We start from the raw sequence: 20655 nt of genomic DNA on the forward strand, positions 1-20655 counted from the left end.
AGGGAGGAACCGATGGCCTATACGAAAACCAAGATCAAGGACCTGGTGGACGGCAAGATCGACCGCGACACGCTGCACACCATGCTCTCCACGCCGAAGGACAAGGAGCGCTTCCAGATCTATCTCGAGATCCTGCAGGAGCAGGTGGAGTGGGACGACCCGATCATCCTGCCGCTCGGCCCGAAGCTCTACATCGTCCAGCGCAAGTCAGACCGGAAATGGATGATCCGCAGCCAGGCCGGCTATGACTTCTGCCCCTGGAACGAGAACTGGAAGCTGCATGCCCGGATCCGGGTGCGCAACACCGCCGCGCAGATGGAAGAGCTTTATCCCCGCCTGATGGCGCCCTCGCCGGACTGGCAGGTGATCCGGGAATATTTCTGTCCGATCTCGGGCGATCTGCTTGATGTCGAGGCGCCGACGCCCTGGTATCCGGTGATCCATGACTTCGAACCGGATATCGACACCTTCTACAAGGACTGGCTGGGGCTCGCCGTGCCCGAACGGGCCTGAGCCGGACCGGCGCCACAGTGCAGGCGGGCAGTCACACGATTGCCCGCCTTTTTCCCCGTCGCCGCCCCGTGCCCGGCGTCACAGGCCGGCGCCGCTGGAGCGGAGATGGACGACCTCCTGGACCAGCAGGTCGCACAGGAACAGCTTGGCGATGACCGGGCCAAGCTCGCCACGCTCGGGAAGCGGCATCAGCGGGCTGGCGACCAGCACCTCGTCGCACAGGGCCTGCAGCTCTTTCTGCGCATGTCCGGTGATTGCCACGGTACGGGCACCGCGGTCGCGCGCCAGGCTCAGGAACTGCTCGTTGCGCAGCGTGAGGCCGGTTTCGGTGACCAGCAGCGCAACGCTGCCGCGGTGGCGCGACAGGGTCACCTCGTCGGAAACGACGGGGTCCGAGAAGGCGCGCGCCAGAAGGCCGATGCGCGCCAACCGATAGGCGACCATCCCGGCCAGCATGCCCGACAGCCCCGCCCCGAAGACATCGACATGCGGTGCGGCCAGCAGCAGCGCTGCCGTCCGCCGCAGGGTTTCGGGGGCGGCATGTTCCGAGGTCGAGCGCAGCGCGGCGCACAGCCGCTCGGCCAGGTCCGAGCTCGGCTTTGGCGGGTTGCCCTGCTGATAGGCAATGTCGGCCGCCAGCGCCACGCGGAACTCGCGAAAGCCCTCGAAGCCGAGCGCGCGGCAAAAGCGGATCACGCTCGCCTCGCCCGAGCCCGACTGCCGCGCAAGATCGGCCAGCGACATCCGCACCACCAGCTCGGGGGTTTCGAGGGCGAAACGGCACACGCGCGCCAGGGCCTCGGGCAGGGTGGCAAGCCGGTGCTGCATGTGCAGGAAGACGCCTTTTCCGAAAGGCGCCATCCCGGAGGGGGTCGGCTCTGAGGTCATCGGGCTCGGTCGGTTGCGGGGCCGCGCCCACCTTGGGCCGGTTTCACCGCGAGCGCCAGACGGGATTCGTCCAGGCGCGCCGGCCGTCGCTGCCAAGCACGATCACGCGGAACCAGGGGCTGCCCTCGAGCCCCGCCATCGGCAGCACGGCGCGGCTGATGCCGGCCTCGAAGCGATAGCTGTGCTGATAGCCCTGACCGATGACCAGGATCCCCGCGGCGGGTGTGCATTCGACGAGAAGGCCCGCCTCGGTCAGTGCCACTGTGCCGATCTCGGGCCCCTGGGTTGAATAGAACTGCCCCGCCTTCAGTGCCGCGACGATCGCCGCCGGACTGCGGTCGGCGGCCTTCAGCATGATCCAGCCGCCGCCGAAATCGGGCGTCTTGAAATGCGCATCGTCGCAGGCATAGGTCAGCAGCCGGTGGCACTTGTCGGCCAGACCGTCGAGCATGTAGGCGCCGTCGCCCTTGTCGTGCATCACCTGGCAGCCGTGGTTGTAGATCTCGACCGCATCGGCCGCATCGACCAGCGTCAGCGCATCCTCGAAGCTCAGCTGGTACCAGGCGGGGTGGGCGATGCCGACGAAGGCGCCGGCCGCCTGCGCGCGGCGGGCCAGCTCGGGCCCGGTCTCGTCGGGCGCGGTGCGGGCGAAATCGCGGGGCAGGCCGACCGCCACCAGATGCCACAGCGCGCTCATCTCGGTGCGCGGCGCGTGGATCTCGGCGCCCGGGATTGGCGTGAAACGATCGGTCGCCAGATGATCGATGTCGGTGATCGGGAAATCGAACTGGTCAAGGTAATGATCGGTGATCGACAGGAAGTCATAGCCCGCGGCGCGATAGCGCTGGGCCACCTCCTCGGGAGGCAGCGCCCCGTCCGAGCGGTTCGAATGGGTGTGGATGTTCCCCTTGAGGAACGGGCCTTCGAGATCGAAGGGGGAAAGCACGGTCATGTCCGGTCCTTTGCAAAGCGGCCGGGAGGCGCAAGCCCCCCGGCCCGGGTCCTGTGGCGTCACTTCGCGATCAGTGCGTCGGTCTCTTCGACCATCTGGCTCAGGCCCTCGTCGACGCTCAGATCGCCCGACATGACCTCGCCGATGATTTCGCGCTGGGTGCGCCAGATCTCGACGGCGTTGCTGCCCGGATAGCCGGCCCAGGGCGCGGCGCGGTCGATCTGGTCAAGCGAGGTGCGCCAGTTCGGGTTCGCCTTGTAGAAGTCGCCCAGCAGCCCGGGCGCCATCGCGCGCTGGTTCGTCGGCATGTAGCCCGAGCCGAGCACGGCGATCTTCTGCCCCTCGGGCGAGGAGATGAACTTGATGTATTCCCAGGCGGCGGCCTGTTTCACCGGGTCCTTGGTCAGGATCACGGCGCCGTTGCCGCCGGTGGGCACCTGGCCCGCGGCGGGGTTGCTCACCGGGAAGACCGCGGTGCCGAGGGTGAACTTGCCCTTGGTCAGCTCGCCGAAGGAGCGCGCCGAGTTGACCGACTGCACGGTGAAGCCGGTCAGCCCGGCCACGAACTGCTGGCGCGCCTGGTCGAATTCCATCAGCTTCATCCCGCCCTCGGTGACGAAGCGGCGCGCGAGGGTGAGTGCCGCCTTGCCGCTGTCGCCGCCCCAGGCCACGGTCTTGCCGTCGGGGTTCATGAAGGGCACGCCCTGCTGCGAGATCAGCGCCCGCCACAGCCAGTCGTCGGGCCAGGCGTCGACATCATAGGACATGCCGGTGACGCCGCCGCCAAGCGCGCCGATCTTCTGCGCCAGCGCGAGCCAGCCGTCCCAGGTCGTCGGCAGGGCGTTCACGTCGCCGCCGGCCTTCTCGACCAGGTCCTTGTTGTAGAAGATGATCGGCGTCGAGGCGTTGAAGGGCATGCCCCAGATCTTGCCGTCGACCCGGGTCAGGTTGATCATCGCCGGGTTGAAGTTCTCGTCCAGCCAGGCCTGTCCGCCCTCCTTCTCGATGAAGGGGGTGAGATCGGTGATCTCGCCCTTCGGCGCCAGCGTACGCACCAGTTCGGGCAGCAGGTGATAGCCCGAGTGGTAGATGTCGGGGGTGCTGCCGGTCATCGCGTCGCGCATCACCGCCTGATGGCCGGTGTCATAGCTTTCCGGCGCGGCGCGGAACTCGATCCTGATGTCGGGATGCACGGCCATGAAGGCCTGCGCCTCGGCCTCGTGGAAGGCATTGTGACCGGGCCAGGGGTGCATGACCTCGAGCGTGACCTCGGCCTGCGCGGGCGCCGCAAGCGCAAGGGCGCAGAGCGCAAGGGACGAAAGCAGTGTTTTCATCGGAAAGCTCCGTTGCTTCGGGGAAGGGCGTGGGCCGCCGTCACTTGACGCCGGTCATGGTGATGCCGCGGATGAACTGGCGCTGCGCGAGCAGGAAGCCGACCAGCAGCGGGGCGGACAGAAGGACCGAGGTCGCCATCAGCGCGCCGTAATTCGCGCCGCTTTCGCTGTCGGCGAAATAGGCAAGGCCGAGCGGCGGCGTCATCAGATCGTTGGAGCGCAGCACGATCAGCGGCCAGTAGAGGTCGTTCCAATGCGTGGTGACCGAGAACACCGCGAAGGCGGCGATTGCGGGGAAGGAGCCCGGCACGACGATCGTCCACAGGATGCCCCATTCCGACATGCCGTCGATGCGGGCGGCCTGGATGATCTCGTCGGGGAAACTGCGGAAGGTCTGGCGGAACAGGAAGATCGCGAAGACCGACAGGAAGAAGGGCGCCATCGCCGCGAAATAGGTGTCGAGCGCGCCGATCGCGTTGAGCCCCAGATAGAGCGGCAGTGCCGGCGCCTGGATCGGCACGGTCAGCGAGAACAGCACCACCGCAAACAGCGTATCCCGTCCGCGGAACTCGAATTTCGCCAGCGCATAGGCGCAGGGGATGGCGGTCAGCACCTGCACGATCAGGATGCCGCCGGCGATGATCGCGCCATTCTTCAGGAAGGTCAGCGTCGGCACCTCGGTCAGCGCCTGGATGTAGTATTGCAGGCCGACGAACTGCGCGGGCAGCCAGCGGAAGGTGGGGGTGAACAGCTCGGCCGGCGAGCGCAACGAGGTCAGCACCATCACGTAGAACGGGAACAGGAACAGGAAGCCAAGCACCAGCAGCACCAGATGCGACAGGATCTGGCCGGGGCGGAGGCGATGCGGACGGGGCGCGGTCATCAGTAATGCACCTTGCGGTCGAGGATGCGGGCCTGGACGATGGCGAAGACCGCCATGATCGCGAGGAAGACGACGGTCATCGCCGCGGCCGATCCCATGCGGAAATAGGAAAACCCCTCGAGATAGCTGGTGTAGAGCAGCACGTCCGAGGCGCCGCGCGGCCCGCCGCGGGTGATGACGGCGACGGTGTCGAAGACCTTGAAGGCGGTGATCGTCGAGGTGACGATGACGAACATCATCGTCGGCCCGAGAAGCGGCAGTGTGACATTGGCGAAGCGGTCCACGCGGCTTTCCATGCCGTCGATCGCGGCGGCGTCGTAGAGCTCTTCCGGCACCGCCGTCAGCCCGGCCGCGAACAGCACCATGTTGAAGCCGGCAAGGCTCCAGATATTGATTGCGGCTAGGCCGGCAACCACCAGATCTCGGTTTCCGAAGACATCGAGCACCGGCAATCCAAGGCCTTGCAGCAGCAGGTTGAAGGGCCCGATGGTGCCGTGCAGCAGGTATTTCCACACCATCGCCATGGCGACGACGGTGGCCGTCACCGGCAGGAAGAAGACGAGGCGATAGAGCTTCTGGCCGTGCTCGAGCCCGTCGATCAGCACCGCGAGGAACAGCCCGAGCAGGACCGAGCCCGGCGTCACCATCGCGACATAGAGGAAGGTATTCCACAGCGCTCGGCGGAAGGTCCGGTCGTGCACAAGCTCGGTGTAATTCTCGAGCCGGACGAAGGCGATGGAGCTGTCGCCCAGCCTGTAGCCGGTGAAGCTCATCGCGATCATCACCGCGATCGGCGCGATCACGGTCAGCACGATCAGCAGCGCCGCCGGCGCGACGAGGCCGGCAACCAGCGGGCCGGGGATCGCTGCGCCAAGGCGACGGTGGCGCGGCGACGCAGGGACGGCGACGTCACTCGGCATGGGCTACCTCCGGCGCGCGCAGCCGCAGCCGGCGGCCGTCGGCATCGAACAGCATCGGCGGCACGCGCGGCAGCCAGACGGTCATCGCGCCCTCGCCCAGCCCGCGCGCCTGCGCCGCGGGCAGCCGCGCCGCAAGCTGCGCTCCCGAGAGATCGAGGGTCAGGAAGACAAGCGCCTCGGGGCCGAGCTGCTCGATCCGCCGGACATGGGCCCGAACCGGCAGATGCGCCTCGGTGGCGGCAAGGCGCACCGCCTCGGGGCGGAAGGCCGCCTGCGTCACCTGCGCCGCGGGCAGATGACGGGCGAAGTCCGGGTTCGCCTGGATCAGGTCGTCCGACCCGATCACCGCGATTTCGGGCGTGCCGATGAAACGCGCGACGCGCAGATCCTGCGGGTCGTCGTACAGCGTCGCGGGGGCGGCGCATTGCACGATCTCGCCGCCGATCATCACCGCGACCCGGTCCGACATCGTCATCGCCTCGACCTGGTCATGGGTGACATAGACGAAGGTGGCGCCCAGCCGGCGATGCAGCGCGGTGATCTCGGCGCGCATCTGCACCCGCAACCGCGCATCGAGGTTCGACAGCGGTTCGTCCATCAGGAACACCTGCGGCTTGCGCACCAGCGCCCGGGCCAGCGCCACGCGTTGCCGCTGGCCGCCCGACAGCGCCGCGGGCTTGCGCCCGAGCAGCGCGCCGATCTCGACCAGCTCGGCCGCCGCCTCGACATCGTGGCGGATCGTGGCGCGGCGCGCCGACTGACCGGGCCAGAACCGGCCGAGCAGCGGCAGCCGCGCCGGCGCCGGCAGCCGCTGCATCCGCAGCGGCATGGCGATGTTGTCGCGCACGCTCAGATGCGGATAAAGCGCGTAGGACTGGAACACCATCGCGATGTCGCGCCGCCCCGGCGGCAGGTGGTCGACCGGCTGGCCGTCGATCTCGACATCGCCCGAGCTTTGCGGCGCAAGCCCGGCGATGATCCGCAGCAGGGTCGACTTGCCGCAGCCCGAGGGACCGACGAGCGAGATGAACTCGCCCGCCCGGACATCGAGCGAGAGTCCCCGCAGCGTGGCCGTCTCGCCATAGCTTTTCGTGATCTCGCGCAGCCTGAGTGATGCCGGCATGTCGGCCTCCGTATCCCCGGAATCGTCTGGCCGACGCTGTAATGGTGTTTTACTTCATCAGTGTGACATTTGTGGAGTATCCATCCGGATTGCCGCGAACGGATGCCGGACCGGGCCCGGCTCAGCGGGCGACGATCATCTTTGCCGCGAGCTCTGCCGCGTTGCGCACGCCGAGCTTGCGCAGGATCGCGGCGCGGTGCACCTCGACCGTGCGCGGCGAGATCCCCATCGCCTGACCGGCTTCCTTGCTGGTGTGACCATTGACGATGTGGCGCGCGACCTCGCGCTCCTTCGGCGTCAGCGTCGCGGCATCGGGGGCGCGCTCCTTCAGCGGCTCGAAGGTCCAGACCATCAGCCGGAACGGGTCGGCCGGCGTCAGGGTGCGGCCACGCGCCCGCATCCAGACGATCTCGCCGTCGCGGCGCTGCATGAAGCGCTCGTCCTCATAGCGCGGCCGGCTCGCCAGCCAGCGGTGCCAGCGATCGCCGGTCTTCTCGTAATCGACACTCGAGGGATAGAGCACGCGGATCGACTGGCCCTCGAGCTCGGCGCGGTTCCAGCCGAACAGCAGCTCGGTCTCGGTGTTCACCCGCAGGATGCGGCGGTCCGACATCACCATGATTGCTACCGGCGCATCCATGAAGCCGGTCAGGTTCTGCACCGCCTCGGGAAGTTCCGCATAGTCCATGCCGCACCTGCATCTACGTGGTTTATACGTATTTATCTACGTAGTTTCGCGGATGTGCACCAGCCCTCCCGGCGACGAAAGTGACAGCGGGAGGACATCGACATGACATCCATCTATATCACCGGCAGCGGTCACACCCGCTTTGGACGGCTGACCGAGACGCTCGAGGAGCTGATCGTCGAGGCGGCACGCGAGGCGATCGCCGAGGCCGAGATCGACCCGGCCACGATCGACGCGGTCTATCTGGGCCATTTCAACTCGGGGCTGGTGCCGGACGGTTTCGCCTCGTCGCTGATCCATCAGGCGCATCCGGCGCTGCGCTTCAAGCCGGCGGCGCGCTGCGAGAACGCCTGTGCCTCGGGCGCGGCGGCGATCCATGCCGGGCTGAACATGATCCGTGCCGGGCGGGCGCGCACCGTGCTGGTGGTGGGCGCGGAGAAGATGACCCACCGCTCGACGCCCGACGTGACCACCGCGCTGGCCGGCGCCGGTTACCAGAACGACCCGGCCGAGGCGGCGCTGAGCTTCCCGCAGGTCTTCGCCGTGGCGGCGCAGGCCTATGCCGAGCGTTACGGCGACCCGATGGACGCGATGGCCCGGATCGCGGCGAAGAACCACGCCAATGCGCTGAACAATCCGCTCGCGCAGATGCACAAGGCGATGTCCTACGAGTTCTGCCGCGAGGTCAGCGAGAAGAACCCGCTGATCGCGCCGCCGCTGCGGCTGTCGGATTGCTCGCTCGTTTCGGATGGCGCCGCGGCCGTGGTGCTGACCGCCGATCCGCAATCGGCCCGCCGCGTCCGCATCGCCGCGGCCGAGCATGTGTCGGATTACCTGCCGATGAGCCGGCGCGACTTCATCGCCTTCGAGGGGCCGGAACGCGCGATCCGCGCGGCCTATGCCGCGGCGGGGATCACGGTCGGTGATCTCGACTTCGCCGAGGTGCATGACTGCTTCACCCCGGCCGAGCTGCTGATCTACGAGGCGATGGGGCTGGCTGCGAAGGGGCAGGGCGCGCGCGCGATCGAGGAGGGCACGGTGATGCCCGAGGGCGCGCTGCCGGTGAACCTGTCGGGCGGGCTGAAGGCCAAGGGCCATCCGGTCGGCGCCACCGGCGTGTCGATGCATGCGCTGGCGTTCCGGCAGCTGACCGGACAGGCGGGCGCGATGCAGCGGCCGGGGGCCGAATGGGGCCTGACCTTCAACATGGGCGGCGCCGCGGTGGCGAACTATGCCACGGTGCTGCAGGCGGCGGGCCTCTGAATGAACATCGCGAGCTGGCTTTACCAGACGGCCCATGCCTGGCCGACCCGTCCTGCCGTGTTCCAGGGCGACAGCCTGCGGCACAGCTATGCAAGCCTGCTGCGCGCGGTCTGCGACCGGGCCCGGCATCTGGGCGCGGCGCATGGCATCGGCCCGGGCGACCGGGTGGCGATCTTTGCCAAGAACGCGCCCGAATACATCGAATGGCTGCATGCCTGCTGGTGGATCGGCGCGGTCGTCGTGCCGGTGAACTGCAAGCTGCACCCGACCGAGGCGGAATGGATCGTGCGCAACTCGGGCGCGGCGCTGGTCGTCACCGACAAGGGCACGCTTTTCCCGGGCCTGGCCGAGGAGGCGATCTCGGCCGCGGTGCCGAAGGGCGATCAGCTGACCCCGCCGCGTCCGGCGGCGGCGGGTGATCTGGCCTGGCTCTTCTACACCTCGGGCACCACCGGCAAGCCCAAGGGGGTGATGCTCAGCCACGAGAACCTGCGGCAGATGACGCTGTGCTATGCGCTCGACGTCGACGGGCCGCGGCCCGAGGATCACATGCTTTACGCCGCGCCGATGTCGCATGGCGCGGGGCTTTACATGTTCGCGCAGATCCGCGCGGGCGGCGCGCATCTGGTCCCGGCCTCGCGCGGCTTCGACGCGGCCGAGATCATCGCGCTCGCTGAAAGCCGCGGCAACCTGGTGTTCTTCGCGGCGCCGACGATGGTCAAGCGGCTGGTCGCCGCGGCGCGCCCGCTTGGCTATGACGGCGCCGGCATCCGCACCGTCATCTATGGCGGCGGGCCGATGTATGCCAATGACATCGACGAGGCGCTCGAGCTGTTCGGGCCGCGCTTCGTGCAGATCTATGGCCAGGGCGAGAGCCCGATGACGATCTCGGTGCTGCCGCGCGCGCTGGTCGCCGATCAGGGCCACCCGCGCTGGCGGGCGCGGCGCAGCTCGGTCGGGATCGCGGCAGGCGCCGCGACCGTGGCGATCCTGTCGCCCGAGGGCGAGCCCCTGCCGCCCGGCCAGACCGGCGAGATCTGCGTGCAGGGTCCGACGGTGATGCAGGGCTATTGGCAGAACCCGGTCGCGAGCGACGAGACGTTGCGCGGCGGCTGGCTCCACACCGGCGATCTCGGCCATCTCGACGAGGACGGGTTCCTCTATCTCACCGACCGTTCGAAGGACGTCATCATCTCGGGCGGCACCAACATCTATCCGCGCGAGGTCGAGGAGGCGCTGCTGCGCCACGAGGCGGTGTTCGAGGTGGCGGTGATCGGCGAGCCCGAACCCGACTGGGGCGAGCAGGTGGTGGCCTATGTCGTCTTCGAGCCGGGCCGCAGTGCCGAGGAGGCCGAACTCGACAGCTGGGTGCGGCAGCACATCGCCTCGTTCAAGCGGCCGAAGCGCTATGTCTTCGTGCCCGATCTGCCGAAGAACGGCTACGGCAAGATCCTGAAGACCGAACTGCGCGCCGGCGCGCAGATCTGACACATCCCGGGCAGGAGGAGCCCGGACAAAGGGAGGAAAAACCATGAAAAGACGTGATTTCCTGCGCACGAGCGGGGCGCTGGCCGGGGCCGGGATGCTGTCCGGCCTGCCGTTTGCGGCGGCAGCCGCGACGTCGCTCAAGTTCGACAGCTACGTGACCGAGACCGCCGGCCCCTCGTGGATCGACCGCTGGTTCCTCGACGAGCTCGAAAAGCGTTCGGGCGGCGAGGTCAAGGTGCGCCGCTACTGGGCGGGCAGCCTGAACAAGGTGGGCGAGCATCTGGGCGCGGTGCGCGACGGCACCTCCGAGATGACGCTGATCTCGCCCGGCTACTATCAGGCCGAGGTGCCGGTGACGCGCGGGCTCGAATGGTATTTCCGGGTCGACCGGGCGGACACGCTGCAGCTCGTCTGCCGCGACGTCTATGAGCAGTTCGCGCCGCTGCGCCAGGAATGGGAAGAGCGGCACCGCTGCAAGGTGCTGTACTGGACGAACTGGAACTATGCGCCGCTGGTGATGCGCGAGCCGATCACCTCGATCGAGGACATCAAGGGCAAGAAGATCCGCGGCTATGGCATCGCCACCGACGTGATCCAGCGCCTGGGCGGCGTTGCTGTGCCGATGGCGGCGGGCGAGGTCTATCAGGCGCTCGAACGCGGGGTGCTCGACGGGGTCTATGGTTTCGACTTCGTCACCGCCGTCGCCTACAAGCTGCACGAGATCGCGCCGAACTTCTATGACATCGGCGACGGCGCCCATGCGCCTGCGGTGACGGTGATGAACCGCGGCGTCTTCGAGGGGCTGTCGGCCGCGAACCAGCAGATCTGCACCGATCTGGCAAACGAGCTCTATGGCGGAAAGTTCACCGAGATCTATGACCGGGTGCTGACCGATTACGTGAAGAAGGCGCTGGCCGAGGGGGCAAGGCTGCAATCCCTGCCCGAGGCCGAGAAGGCGAAGGCGCGGGCGCTGGTGCAGCCGGCCGAGACACAGCAATGGGTCGACACCGTCGCCACTCCGGCGGGCATCGACGGCGCCGCGATGCAGGCGCTGATCGACGCGGCGATCGCCAGGCACGCCCCCGCCGGCCGGCTGCGCCGCTCGGTCGAGATCGCGGCGGAGCTGTGAATGGAGCGGCTGAACCGCGCGCTCGAGCGGGTCTCGCACGGGCTGACCTGGGTGGCGCTCGCCTTCCTCGGCTTCATGATGGTGGCGATCACCGTCGATGTCGTCGCGCGCGCGCTGATCGGCAGCGCCGTGCCCGGGCTATTCGAGATGACCGAGATGTCGATGGTGATGGTGGTCTTCATGGGGCTCGGCGCGACGCTGGTCGATGACGGCCACATCCGCGTCACGCTGATGACCGACGCCCTGCCGCTGCATCTGTCGCGGGGGCTGGCGGCGCTGGGCTGGATATTGGCGGCGCTGACCTTCCTGCTGCTGGCCTGGCCCGCGACGCAGGAAGCCGCCTATTCCTTCTCGATCCGCGAGTTCCGCTGGGGCTATTTCCACGTGCCGGTCTGGTGGGCGAAGATCGCCACCGCCTTCGGCCTGTGGTTCGCGGCGCTGCAGGCGCTGGTCCACGCGGCGATGATCGCCACCGGCCGGATCGCTCCCGACCCGCGCGAGAGCGCCTCCCACTGAGCCGGCGGACCGGTCTCCGGTCCGCCCCCCTCACCCGTCCCGCCCGCGCCATCCCGGCGCGGCGGGGTCGCATGGGACATGTCATGGACATCACATTGATTACACTTCTGGCCGTCGGGCTGATCTTCGTGCTGCTGGCGATCGGCACGCCGGTCTTTGCCGCGCTGGCACTCTCGGGCGCCTTCGGCATCATCATGAGCGAGGATCTGTCCTTCCTGCTCAGCCGGCTGAAATCGCTGCCCTTCTCCTCGGCCGCGAATTATTCGCTGACGGTCATCCCGCTGTTCATCCTGATGGGCGCCTTCGCGCATCAGGCGCAGGTCGGGCGACGGCTGTTCCATGTCGCGAACAAGTGGGTGGGGCATCTGCCGGGCGGGCTTGCCATGGCGGGGATCCTGACCTCGGCGGGCTTTGCCGCGACCTCGGGCTCGTCCGTCGCCACCGCGGCGACGGTGGGCGCCGTCGCCATCCCCGAGATGAAGCGCGCGGGCTATGACCCCCGCCTTGCCGCGGGCTCCGTCGCGGCGGGGGGCGTGCTGGGCGTGCTGATCCCGCCCTCGGTGCTGCTGATCTTCTATGCCGCGCTGACCGAGGTCTCGGCCGGCAAGATGCTGATCGCGGGCTTCGTGCCGGGCATCCTGACGACGATCGTCTTCATGGCAGGCACGGCGATCGTGGCGCGCCACAACATCGCCGCGCGCAGCCCGCGCGCCGGCTGGGGCGAGCGGCTGCGCGCCACCGGTCAGGCCTGGCAGGTGCTGGTGCTGTTCCTGATCGTGCTCGGCGGGATCTATCTCGGCCTCGTCACCCCGACCGAGGCGGGGGCGATCGGTGCGCTTGCGGCCTTCCTGATGCTGGTGCTCTCGCGCGAGGGGCGCCGGGGGCTGGGCGGACGGCTGCAGGAAAGCTTCCGCTCGACCACCACGACCACGGTGATGGTGCTGTTCACGATGATCGGGGCGGGCATCTTCAGCTATTTCCTGACCCTCGCCCAGGTGCCGCAGGCGGTGGCCGAGGCGATCGTCGGCAGCGGCGTGCCGCCGCTTCTGGTCGTGGGCATCCTGCTGCTGCTTTACATCCCGCTTGGCATGTTCCTCGATGCCTTCTCGATGATGGTCATCACCCTGCCGATCATGTTCCCGACGGTGACCGGGCTCGGCTTCGATCCGATCTGGTTCGGCATCCTGTGCGTGAAGATGTGCGAGATCGGCCTCATCACCCCGCCGGTCGGGCTGAACTGCTTCGTCATCGCCGGCATCGACCGTGACACGCCGCTGTCGGACGTGTTCCGCGGCGCGCTGTGGTTCATCGCGATGGAGATGGTGACGGTGCTGATCCTGTTCTTCATCCCGGTCATCACCACCTGGCTGCCCGACACGATGATGGGGAGGTAAGAGATGGGCAATCGGCAAGAGGTGGCCCTGCTGACCGGCGCGGGCTCGGGCATCGGTCGCGCCGCGGCGCTGGAACTGGCCCGGCGGGGGGTGGCGATCGCGGTGACCGACCTGCGGGCAGAGGCGGCGCAGGCCGTCGCCGCCGAGATCCGCGCGCAGGGCGGCGTGGCGGTCGGGCTGGCGCTCGACGTCGCCGACCCGGCGGCGATCGAGGCGGCCTTCGACCGTGCCGAGGCAGAGCTTGGCGGCATCGACATTCTCGTCAACAGCGCCGGGCTGCTGATCGTCGAGCCGCTGCTCGGCTTTGCGCCGGAAAGCTGGCACAAGGTGATGGCGGTCAACGTCACCGGCACCTTCCTGTGCAGCCAGCGCGCCGGGCGCGGCATGGCGGCGCGCGGCCATGGCCGGATCGTCAACATCGCCTCGATCTCGGGGATGCGGGCCGGGGTCGGGCGCGCGGCCTATGGCACCTCGAAGGCGGCGATCATCGGCCTCACGCGGCAGCTTGCGCTGGAACTCGGCCCGCTCGGCGTGACCGCGAACGCGATCGCGCCCGGGGTGATCGAGACGCCGATGACCATGGGCGCCTACAGCGAGGAGACCTGGGCTCGGGTGCTCGACATGGTGCCGGCGCGGCGCCGTGGCCTGCCCGCCGACATCGCCGAGGCGGTGGCCTATCTCGCCTCGGCGGGGGCTGGCTATGTCAACGGCGTCGTGCTGACCGTCGACGGCGGCTACATGGCCGCGGGGATGACGCAGACCGGCGCGCTCAGGGTCTGAGGCCGCCGTCCAGCACCAGCGGCAGGTAGTGGTGTGGCAGGCGCATGGTGACCAGATCCTTGCGCCGCACCACGGTCGAGGGATAGGGCGTGTCGGCATTCGTCAGGTCGATCGCCAGCGTCGCCAGCCCCTCGCCCTCGAGGATCGCGCTTTCCTGCCGCGGGAAGGCGAAGGTGTCGGCGCCGAAGATGCCGCTCGCCCCCGGGTTTCCGGCGCCCGGCACATTCGCGAAGACCAGATGCAGGTTGTTCTCGCCGCTGCGGGTGCGCAGCGCGTGCCAGTGCCAGGGATCGGCCGCCTTCGGGATCGGGAAGTTGTGCGGGATCGCGGTGCCGGCATGGGCGCCGGTGAAGCCGGGCGGCAGCGCGGCGGGGCAGGCGACGATGTCGCAGCCTGCAAGCGCCAGCACCCGCACGCTTTCGGGCAGCAGCGCATCGGTGCCGGTGAGCAGCCCGAGCCGGCCGAAGGGCAGATCGAACACCGCCCAGTCATCGCCTGCCGTGGCCCATGAAAGATCCGCCTGCGAAAGGTGGATCTTGCGATAGACCCCCACCCGTCCCTCGGGGCCGGCCAGCACCACCGCGTTGTAAAGCCGCGTGCCCGCCCGCTCGGCAAAGCCCGCGACGATGTGCAGCCGGTGCCGCATCGCGATCCGGGTGAAGCGGTCGATCAGCGCGCCCTCGACGGGTTCGGCGCGTGCCGCCGGGTCGCGGGGGCCGGTCAGCGCAAGCTCGGGCAGCACCAGCAGCGCCGCCCCCGCGGCCTGCGCCTCGGCGGCGAAGGCCTCGATGCGGGCAAGGTTCGCGGCGCTGTCGTCACCGGGGGCGAATTGCGCGACGGCAAGCGTCGAGGCCCCGGCCCCGGGCAGCGGCTGATAGCCGTAAAGCCGGAAGTAATCGAGGGAGTTCCACGTGAAACTGTTCGTCATCAGCGTCTTGTAGAGCGCCGGGCGGCGCATCTCGAAGACCGGCTCGCCCAGCACCCGGCCGACACGGGCGCGGGCCGGGTCGATCAGGCCGGTGACGATCGCGTCGCCGGCATCGACCTGCGCCTCGACGCGGCCATCGGGGCCGATGATGCAGCTGCCGCCCGAGAACTGCACCGTGCGCTCGAGCCCCCAGCGGTTCGCCTCGACCACATAGCAGCCGTTCTCGAAGGCGCGGGTGATCCAGTAGGGCGCGGGGGTGCGCTCGGCCAGCCAGTTCGAGATGTGGCAGATCACGTCGGCGCCGGCGAGGGTTTCAAGCCGCACCGTCTCGAAGAAATGCAGGTCCATGCAGATCAGGATCGCGATCCGCCCGATCGGCGTGTCGAAGACCTGATGCGCGATGTCGCCCGAGGCCGCCCATTTCGGTTCCGAGATATAGGGGTGTGACTTGCGGTGCGTGCCGATCACCCCCTCGGGCCCGATCAGCGCGGCGCTGTTGTAATAGAGGTCGGTGACCGGATCGACCTCGGGCATCCCCACGACGATATAGCAATCATGCGCCGCGGCGATCTCGCGGAAGCGTTCGGTCGTCGGGCCGGGGATGGTCTCGACCTCCGAGGCGACCTCGGCGCGGTCGTACCAGCAATAGCCGGTCGTTCCCATCTCGGGCGTCACGATCAGCCGGGCGCCGTCCTGTGCCGCCTCGCTGCACATCCGGGCAAGCGCGGCGATGTTCGCCTCCTTCGCGAACATCGTCGGTTCGAACTGGATCGAGGCGACCTTGAAGGGGGCTGGCGCGGGCATGGCGGATCTCCGAAAGCTGGGGCTCCGGCCGGAGAGCTCCGTGAGGGATGGGGCCGGATTCCTGAAAAATATTGAAACGGAAAGTATCTCGACGCAAGAGGCAAATCTGTGCTGCCGCATCCCCGTGGCGGGCAGAGTCCTGACCGATCCGACCCGTTTCCGGCGGATTCGGCAGGGATTCGAGGGCATTTCGGCAGATTGGCGATGCGAAACCAGCCATCAGCCCCCGGATTCAGGTCAAATATTGGGCGAAATCCATAAATCCCGCCAATTATCATCTTTCGATATTTGATAATTCAATGAATCTGCCTTTGATCGAGCATCCGTTTCCAACAGGGGCTCTCGAAATGACCAAGCTCAGCCGACGCAACTTCCTCTACACGACGGGCGCCGCAGCGGCCGCGACGCTTGCCTCGCCGCTCGTGGCCCGCGCGGGCACCGACACGATCAAGGTCGGCGGTCTGCACGACCTCTCGGGGGCGCTCGATTCCACCGGTGTGCCGATGAACCAGGTGTTCCAGCTCGCGATCAAGGAGATCAACGACGCGGGCGGGCTCCTGGGCAAGCAGGTCGAGGCGGTGATCTACGACCCGCAGTCGAACATGTCGCTCTATTCGCAATACGCGACCCAGCTCGCGCTGAAGGACAAGGTCGACGTGGTCATGGGCGGCATCACCTCGGCCAGCCGCGAGACGATCCGGCCGATCTTCCACCGCTACAACACCTTCTACTTCTACAACACGCAGTATGAAGGCGGCGTGTGCGACCGCAACGAGATCACGCTGGGCACCACCCCCGCGCAGACGGTCAAGCGCGTCATCCCCTATGCGATGAACCTCTACGGCAAGAAGGTCTATACCGTCGCCGCCGACTACAACTATGGCCACATCACCGCGGCCTGGGTGAAGCGCTATGTCGAGGAGAACGGCGGCGAGGTGATCGCGACCGAGTTCTTCCCGCTCGACGTGGCACAGTTCGGCTCGACGATCTCGAAGATCCAGGGCGCGAAGCCCGATTTCGTGCTCTCGGCGATGGTCGGCACCTCGCATCTCGGCTTCTATCGCCAGTGGGCGGCGGCCGGGATGAAGAGCCAGATCCCGATCGTCTCCACCGTCTACGGCGCCGGCGGCACCGAGCAGGTGATCCTGACGCATGAGGAATCGGACGGCATCATCGCCTCGTTCGGCTATTTCGAGGCCATCGACAACCCGACCAACAAGGCCTTCCTCGAGAAGGTCGCGCAGGAATACCCGGACAAGAAATGGGTGATGTCGGAGATTTCCGAAGTCACCTACGAGGGCATGAAGATCTGGGCCGACGCGGTCAAGGAAGCCGGCTCGACCAAGCGCGACGCGCTGCTCGAGGTGCTGACCTCGGGCAAGACCTACGACATGCCGGCGGGCAAGGTGAAGATCGACCCCAAGACCCAGCATGCGGTGCGCGACGTCTATATCGCCACCTGCAAGGACGGCGTCTTCGGCATCAACGAGACCTTCCCGGATTCGCAGCCCGAAGACACCCAGATGGTGTGCGACCTGATCAAGGATCCGAAGTCGAACACCCAGTACGAAATCAGCCTGTAAGCTGAAAGGCGGAGCACCGACATGGATTACACACTCGTTGTCGCGCTCGAGATGATCCGGGCCATCGCCTGGCTCGTGCTGCTGGCCTCGGGCCTTGCGATCATCTTCGGCATGATGCGCATCATCAACTTCGCCCATGGCGAGTTCCTGATGCTGGGCGGCTATACCGTCGTCATCTCGACCAATGCCGGCGTCAACGAGTGGGTGTCCATCCTGATCCTCGCTCCCGTCGTGGTGGGGGTGTTCGGCATCATCGTGGAGCGGCTGGTGATCCAGCGGCTCTACGGGCGCATCCTCGACAGCCTGCTGGCCACCTGGGGGCTGTCGATGCTGATGATGGGCGGCGTCACGATGATCTTCGGCAATACCGTGCAGGGGGTCTCGACGCCGTTCGGCGGCATGAAGATCGGCGCCTATCAGGTGCCGATCTACAACTTCGTGCTGATCGGCTTTGCCGTGCTGGTGCTGGTGGCGATCTGGTGCGTGCTGAAATTCACCAAGGCCGGTCTGATCGCCCGCGCCACGATGCAGAACGCCGACATGGCCGAGGCGCTCGGCATCCGCACCCGCTGGGTCTACATGACCACCTTCGGCATCGGCTCGGCGATCACCGGGCTCGCGGGCGGGCTGCTCGCCCCGGTCACCGGCGTGGTGCCGACGATGGGGATGAACCTGGTGGGGCAAAGCTTCATCACCGTCATCACCGGCGGCGCCTCGGTGATCGCGGGCACGCTGTCCTCGGCGACGCTGCTCGGCACGATCAGCCAGGGCGTCACCTTCCTGACCGGCCCCGTCTATGGCGATGCGGCGCTTCTGGTCACCGCGCTCGTCCTGCTGCGCCTGCTGCCGCAAGGCATCACCGGCCGCATCTTCAAACGTTCCCTCTGAGGAGACCCAGCAGATGGAGAAATCCGTACTCCGGGACCCCGGCTTCTACGTGATGGTCGCGATCGGCCTTGCGGCGATGCTGATCCTGCCGGTGGTGCTCGACATGTTCACCATCATGCAGATCACCCAATATGTGGTGCTGGCCGTGTTCGCGCTGTCGCTCGGCTACATCTGGGGTTTCGGCGGCATCCTGAGCTTCGGTCAGGCCGCCTTCTTCGGGCTCGGCGCCTATACCTTCGCCGTCGCCGCGATCAACATCGGCGAGACCACCATTCCGCTGATCCTCGCCTTTGCGATCCCTTGCCTGTTCGGTGCGGCGCTGGGCTATTTCATCTTCTACGGCCGGCTGTCGGACGTTTACCTCGGCGTCGTCACGATGGTGGTCACGCTGCTGTTCTGGAAACTCGCGAACCACACCGCCGGCCCCGAATACGCGATCGGCGAGGCGCGGCTTGGCGGCTTCAACGGCATCCCCTCGATCCCGGTGATGAACATCCCGGGCGAGCCCGAGGCGATGCTCGATCCGGTGCAGATGTTCCAGGTCTTCATGGGCTTCCTGATCGTCGTCTATATCGTGCTGCGGCTGCTGATCGCCTCGGACTTCGGTCGCGTCTCGATCGGCATTCGCGAGAACGAGACCCGCGCCTCGCTGCTCGGCTATGACGTGCGGCGCCACAAGCTGGTGGTCTTTGCCATCGGCTCGGGCATCGCCGGGCTCGCCGGCGCGATGTGGGCCACCTATCAGGCGTTCATCGACCCCAACGCCTTCTCGATGGAGATGTCGGCCAAGGCACTGGTCTGGGTGATGGCGGGCGGCGTCGGCACGCTGGTCGGCCCGATCATCGGGGTGATCCTGTTGCAATGGCTGACGCTCAAGCTCGGCACGATGGAACTGCTGAACAGCCTCGCCGTCCTTGGCGCGATCATGATGGTGCTGGTGCTGGCCCTGCCCAAGGGCATCGTGCCGACGCTGCGCAAGCTGATCGTCGATGGCTGGACCCTGGCGCGGCGGAAGAAGACCGGAGGCAAGGCCGATGAGTGACTGGACGAACATCCTCGAGACCCGCGGCCTGACGATGCAGTTCGGCGGCGTCACCGCGGTCGACGAGGTGGATTTCACCCTGCGCGACGGCGAGCTGCGCTGCCTGCTGGGGCCGAACGGCGCGGGCAAGTCGACCTTCTTCAAATGCCTCACCGGCCAGCTGATCCCGACCCGCGGCAGCGTCACCTTCAAGGGCGAGGACATGACCGGGTGGAACACCCACGACATCGTCAACCTCGGCATCGGCATCAAGACGCAGATGCCGAACGTGTTCGACGGGGTCTCGGTCTATGAGAACGTCCGGCTGTCCTCGCGGCGCAAGCACATGGCGGCGCAGGCGAAGGAGCTGGCCGAGAAGACGCTCGAACGCTGTGGCATCACCCATCTGGCGAAGCGCGAGGTGGGCACTCTGTCGCACGGCCAGCGCCAGCTTGTGGAACTGGCGATGGTGCTGGCGGCCGAGCCGGCGCTGATCCTGCTCGACGAGCCCGCCGCCGGCATGACCGGCGAGGAGCGCGACCGGCTCGCGCGGCTGGTGCTGGAATCGGCGCGCTCGGCGGCGGTGATCGTGGTCGAGCACGACATGGTCTTCATCCGGCAGATCGCGAAATTCGTCACCGTCTTCAACCGCGGCGCGATCTTCCGCGAGGCGATGATCGACGAGATCATGGCTGACCGCGAGGTTCAGGAAATCTATCTGGGGAAACAGGCCAATGTCGCATCTGCTTGAAGTCTCCGGCCTGTCGGCCGCCTACGGGCTGGTCCCGGCGCTGCACCGGGTCGATTTTCACGCCGATCGCGGCGAGGTGGTCGGCATTCTCGGCCACAACGGCATGGGCAAGACCACGCTGATGCGCGCGATCATGGGCTATGTGAAGGTCACCGGCGGCGAGATCCGCTTCGAGGACACGTCCGTCCTCGGCCAGCCGGTCAACGCCCGCGCCCGCGCCGGCATCGGCCTGGTGCCGCAGGGCCGGCAGATCTTCCCGAACCTGAGCGTCGAGGAAAACCTGCAGGTCGGCATCCCCGGCAAGGCGGCTGTCGTCGCGCAGACGGTCGAGGAGATGCTCGAGCTTTTCCCTCGGCTCAAGCGGCTTCTCGACCGGCGCGGCGGCGCGCTCTCGGGCGGCGAGCAACAGCTTCTGGCGCTGGCGCGCTGCCTGTGCCGGCGGCCGAAGCTGATGCTGCTCGACGAACCGACCGAGGGGATCCAGCCCTCGATCATCGACGAGATCTCGGAAACCCTCGCGGCGCTGACGCAGAAGGTCGACATCACCATCGTCCTCGTCGAGCAGAACCTCGAGTTCATCGCAGGCCTGTCGAAGCGCGTCTACGCGATCTCGAACGGCGTGCTTGAGAAGGAGATCCCGCGCGCGGAGCTGACCGACTCGCGCTCGGTCAGCGCCTTCATGGGCTTCACCGCCTGACGGAGACCCGCCGCGGCGGATCCCCAGCCCCGACACCTGTCTTCCTTCCTTTCGCGATGGTCGCGGAAGGGAACGATCCCGTGCGGCCGTGCCGCATGCAACTGCCCGCGTG

At 67.5% G+C, this 20655-nt stretch carries 20 protein-coding genes; 12 read left to right on the forward strand and 8 right to left on the reverse strand.

Annotated elements, in window-relative coordinates; translation table 11 throughout:
• Positions 1-12 precede the first annotated feature (12 nt).
• Positions 13-513, forward strand: coding sequence for an acetone carboxylase subunit gamma (locus DYS74_RS13645; protein WP_121534246.1), 501 nt, complete (start codon positions 13-15; stop codon positions 511-513).
• Between the two features lie 78 nt (positions 514-591).
• Here DYS74_RS13645 and DYS74_RS13650 read toward each other — a convergent pair whose 3' ends face one another.
• The 7 genes from DYS74_RS13650 to DYS74_RS13680 all read right to left on the reverse strand — a co-directional run bounded on the left by DYS74_RS13650 (position 592) and on the right by DYS74_RS13680 (position 7301).
• A complete protein-coding gene (locus DYS74_RS13650; RefSeq protein ID WP_183077540.1) occupies positions 592-1374 on the reverse strand; it encodes a MurR/RpiR family transcriptional regulator in 783 nt (260 codons plus the stop codon).
• 70 nt (positions 1375-1444) lie between these two features.
• Entirely contained in the window at positions 1445-2353 is a 909-nt protein-coding gene (locus DYS74_RS13655) for a PHP domain-containing protein (protein ID WP_121534248.1), read from the reverse strand.
• 59 nt (positions 2354-2412) lie between these two features.
• The gene (locus DYS74_RS13660; RefSeq protein WP_121534249.1) at positions 2413-3687 is read right to left on the reverse strand and encodes an ABC transporter substrate-binding protein; all 1275 of its coding nucleotides are present in this window, start codon (positions 3685-3687) and stop codon (positions 2413-2415) included.
• 40 nt (positions 3688-3727) lie between these two features.
• The gene (locus DYS74_RS13665) at positions 3728-4570 is read right to left on the reverse strand and encodes a carbohydrate ABC transporter permease (RefSeq protein ID WP_121534250.1); all 843 of its coding nucleotides are present in this window, start codon (positions 4568-4570) and stop codon (positions 3728-3730) included.
• The gene (locus DYS74_RS13670; RefSeq protein WP_121534251.1) at positions 4570-5490 is read right to left on the reverse strand and encodes a carbohydrate ABC transporter permease; all 921 of its coding nucleotides are present in this window, start codon (positions 5488-5490) and stop codon (positions 4570-4572) included. Before DYS74_RS13670 ends, DYS74_RS13665 begins: the two co-directional genes overlap by 1 nt.
• Positions 5480-6613: an ABC transporter ATP-binding protein gene (locus tag DYS74_RS13675; RefSeq protein WP_121534252.1), complete on the reverse strand. Its 1134-nt coding sequence runs from the start codon at positions 6611-6613 to the stop codon at positions 5480-5482. The genes DYS74_RS13670 and DYS74_RS13675 overlap by 11 nt, the downstream gene beginning before the upstream one ends.
• Before the next feature lie 121 nt (positions 6614-6734).
• Positions 6735-7301: a LuxR C-terminal-related transcriptional regulator gene (locus DYS74_RS13680; RefSeq protein ID WP_121534253.1), complete on the reverse strand. Its 567-nt coding sequence runs from the start codon at positions 7299-7301 to the stop codon at positions 6735-6737.
• A gap of 102 nt (positions 7302-7403) precedes the next feature.
• Between DYS74_RS13680 and DYS74_RS13685 the strand changes: the two genes are divergently transcribed.
• From DYS74_RS13685 to DYS74_RS13710, 6 genes are all read left to right on the forward strand, one after another.
• The gene (locus tag DYS74_RS13685; RefSeq protein ID WP_121534254.1) at positions 7404-8564 is read left to right on the forward strand and encodes a thiolase domain-containing protein; all 1161 of its coding nucleotides are present in this window, start codon (positions 7404-7406) and stop codon (positions 8562-8564) included.
• Complete coding sequence (locus DYS74_RS13690) at positions 8565-10052, forward strand: class I adenylate-forming enzyme family protein (protein WP_121534255.1); 1488 nt, start codon at positions 8565-8567, stop codon at positions 10050-10052.
• 43 nt (positions 10053-10095) lie between these two features.
• Positions 10096-11181: a C4-dicarboxylate TRAP transporter substrate-binding protein gene (dctP, locus tag DYS74_RS13695; RefSeq protein WP_121534256.1), complete on the forward strand. Its 1086-nt coding sequence runs from the start codon at positions 10096-10098 to the stop codon at positions 11179-11181.
• On the forward strand, positions 11182-11697 hold the full coding sequence (locus DYS74_RS13700) for a TRAP transporter small permease (protein WP_121534257.1): 516 nt from the start codon (positions 11182-11184) through the stop codon (positions 11695-11697).
• An 83-nt stretch (positions 11698-11780) separates the two neighbouring features.
• Positions 11781-13091, forward strand: coding sequence for a TRAP transporter large permease (locus tag DYS74_RS13705; RefSeq protein ID WP_121534258.1), 1311 nt, complete (start codon positions 11781-11783; stop codon positions 13089-13091).
• Positions 13092-13094: 3 nt separating this feature from the next.
• A complete protein-coding gene (locus tag DYS74_RS13710) occupies positions 13095-13871 on the forward strand; it encodes an SDR family NAD(P)-dependent oxidoreductase (RefSeq protein WP_121534259.1) in 777 nt (258 codons plus the stop codon).
• On the opposite strand, the gene DYS74_RS13715 is transcribed toward DYS74_RS13710, so the two are convergent.
• A complete protein-coding gene (locus DYS74_RS13715) occupies positions 13861-15603 on the reverse strand; it encodes a nitrilase-related carbon-nitrogen hydrolase (protein WP_121534260.1) in 1743 nt (580 codons plus the stop codon). The two genes, DYS74_RS13710 and DYS74_RS13715, sit on opposite strands and share 11 nt — an antisense overlap.
• 347 nt (positions 15604-15950) lie before the next feature.
• On the opposite strand from DYS74_RS13715, the gene DYS74_RS13720 reads away from it, so the two are divergent.
• From DYS74_RS13720 to DYS74_RS13740, 5 genes are read left to right on the forward strand one after another with little or no spacing between them, the layout of a single operon-like run.
• Positions 15951-17186, forward strand: coding sequence for an urea ABC transporter substrate-binding protein (locus DYS74_RS13720; protein ID WP_121534261.1), 1236 nt, complete (start codon positions 15951-15953; stop codon positions 17184-17186).
• A 21-nt stretch (positions 17187-17207) separates the two neighbouring features.
• Positions 17208-18074, forward strand: coding sequence for a branched-chain amino acid ABC transporter permease (locus tag DYS74_RS13725; protein ID WP_113901945.1), 867 nt, complete (start codon positions 17208-17210; stop codon positions 18072-18074).
• A gap of 13 nt (positions 18075-18087) precedes the next feature.
• A complete protein-coding gene (locus tag DYS74_RS13730; protein WP_121534262.1) occupies positions 18088-19116 on the forward strand; it encodes an ABC transporter permease subunit in 1029 nt (342 codons plus the stop codon).
• Positions 19109-19846 carry an ATP-binding cassette domain-containing protein gene (locus DYS74_RS13735; RefSeq protein ID WP_121534263.1) on the forward strand — a complete coding sequence of 246 codons (738 nt, stop codon included), beginning with the start codon at positions 19109-19111 and terminating at the stop codon, positions 19844-19846. The genes DYS74_RS13730 and DYS74_RS13735 overlap by 8 nt, the downstream gene beginning before the upstream one ends.
• Entirely contained in the window at positions 19830-20543 is a 714-nt protein-coding gene (locus DYS74_RS13740) for an ABC transporter ATP-binding protein (RefSeq protein ID WP_121534264.1), read from the forward strand. Before DYS74_RS13735 ends, DYS74_RS13740 begins: the two co-directional genes overlap by 17 nt.
• Positions 20544-20655: the final 112 nt, after the last annotated feature.

This window comes from Paenirhodobacter hankyongi, from assembly GCF_003664585.1.
Lineage (GTDB): Bacteria > Pseudomonadota > Alphaproteobacteria > Rhodobacterales > Rhodobacteraceae > Rhodobacter > Rhodobacter hankyongi.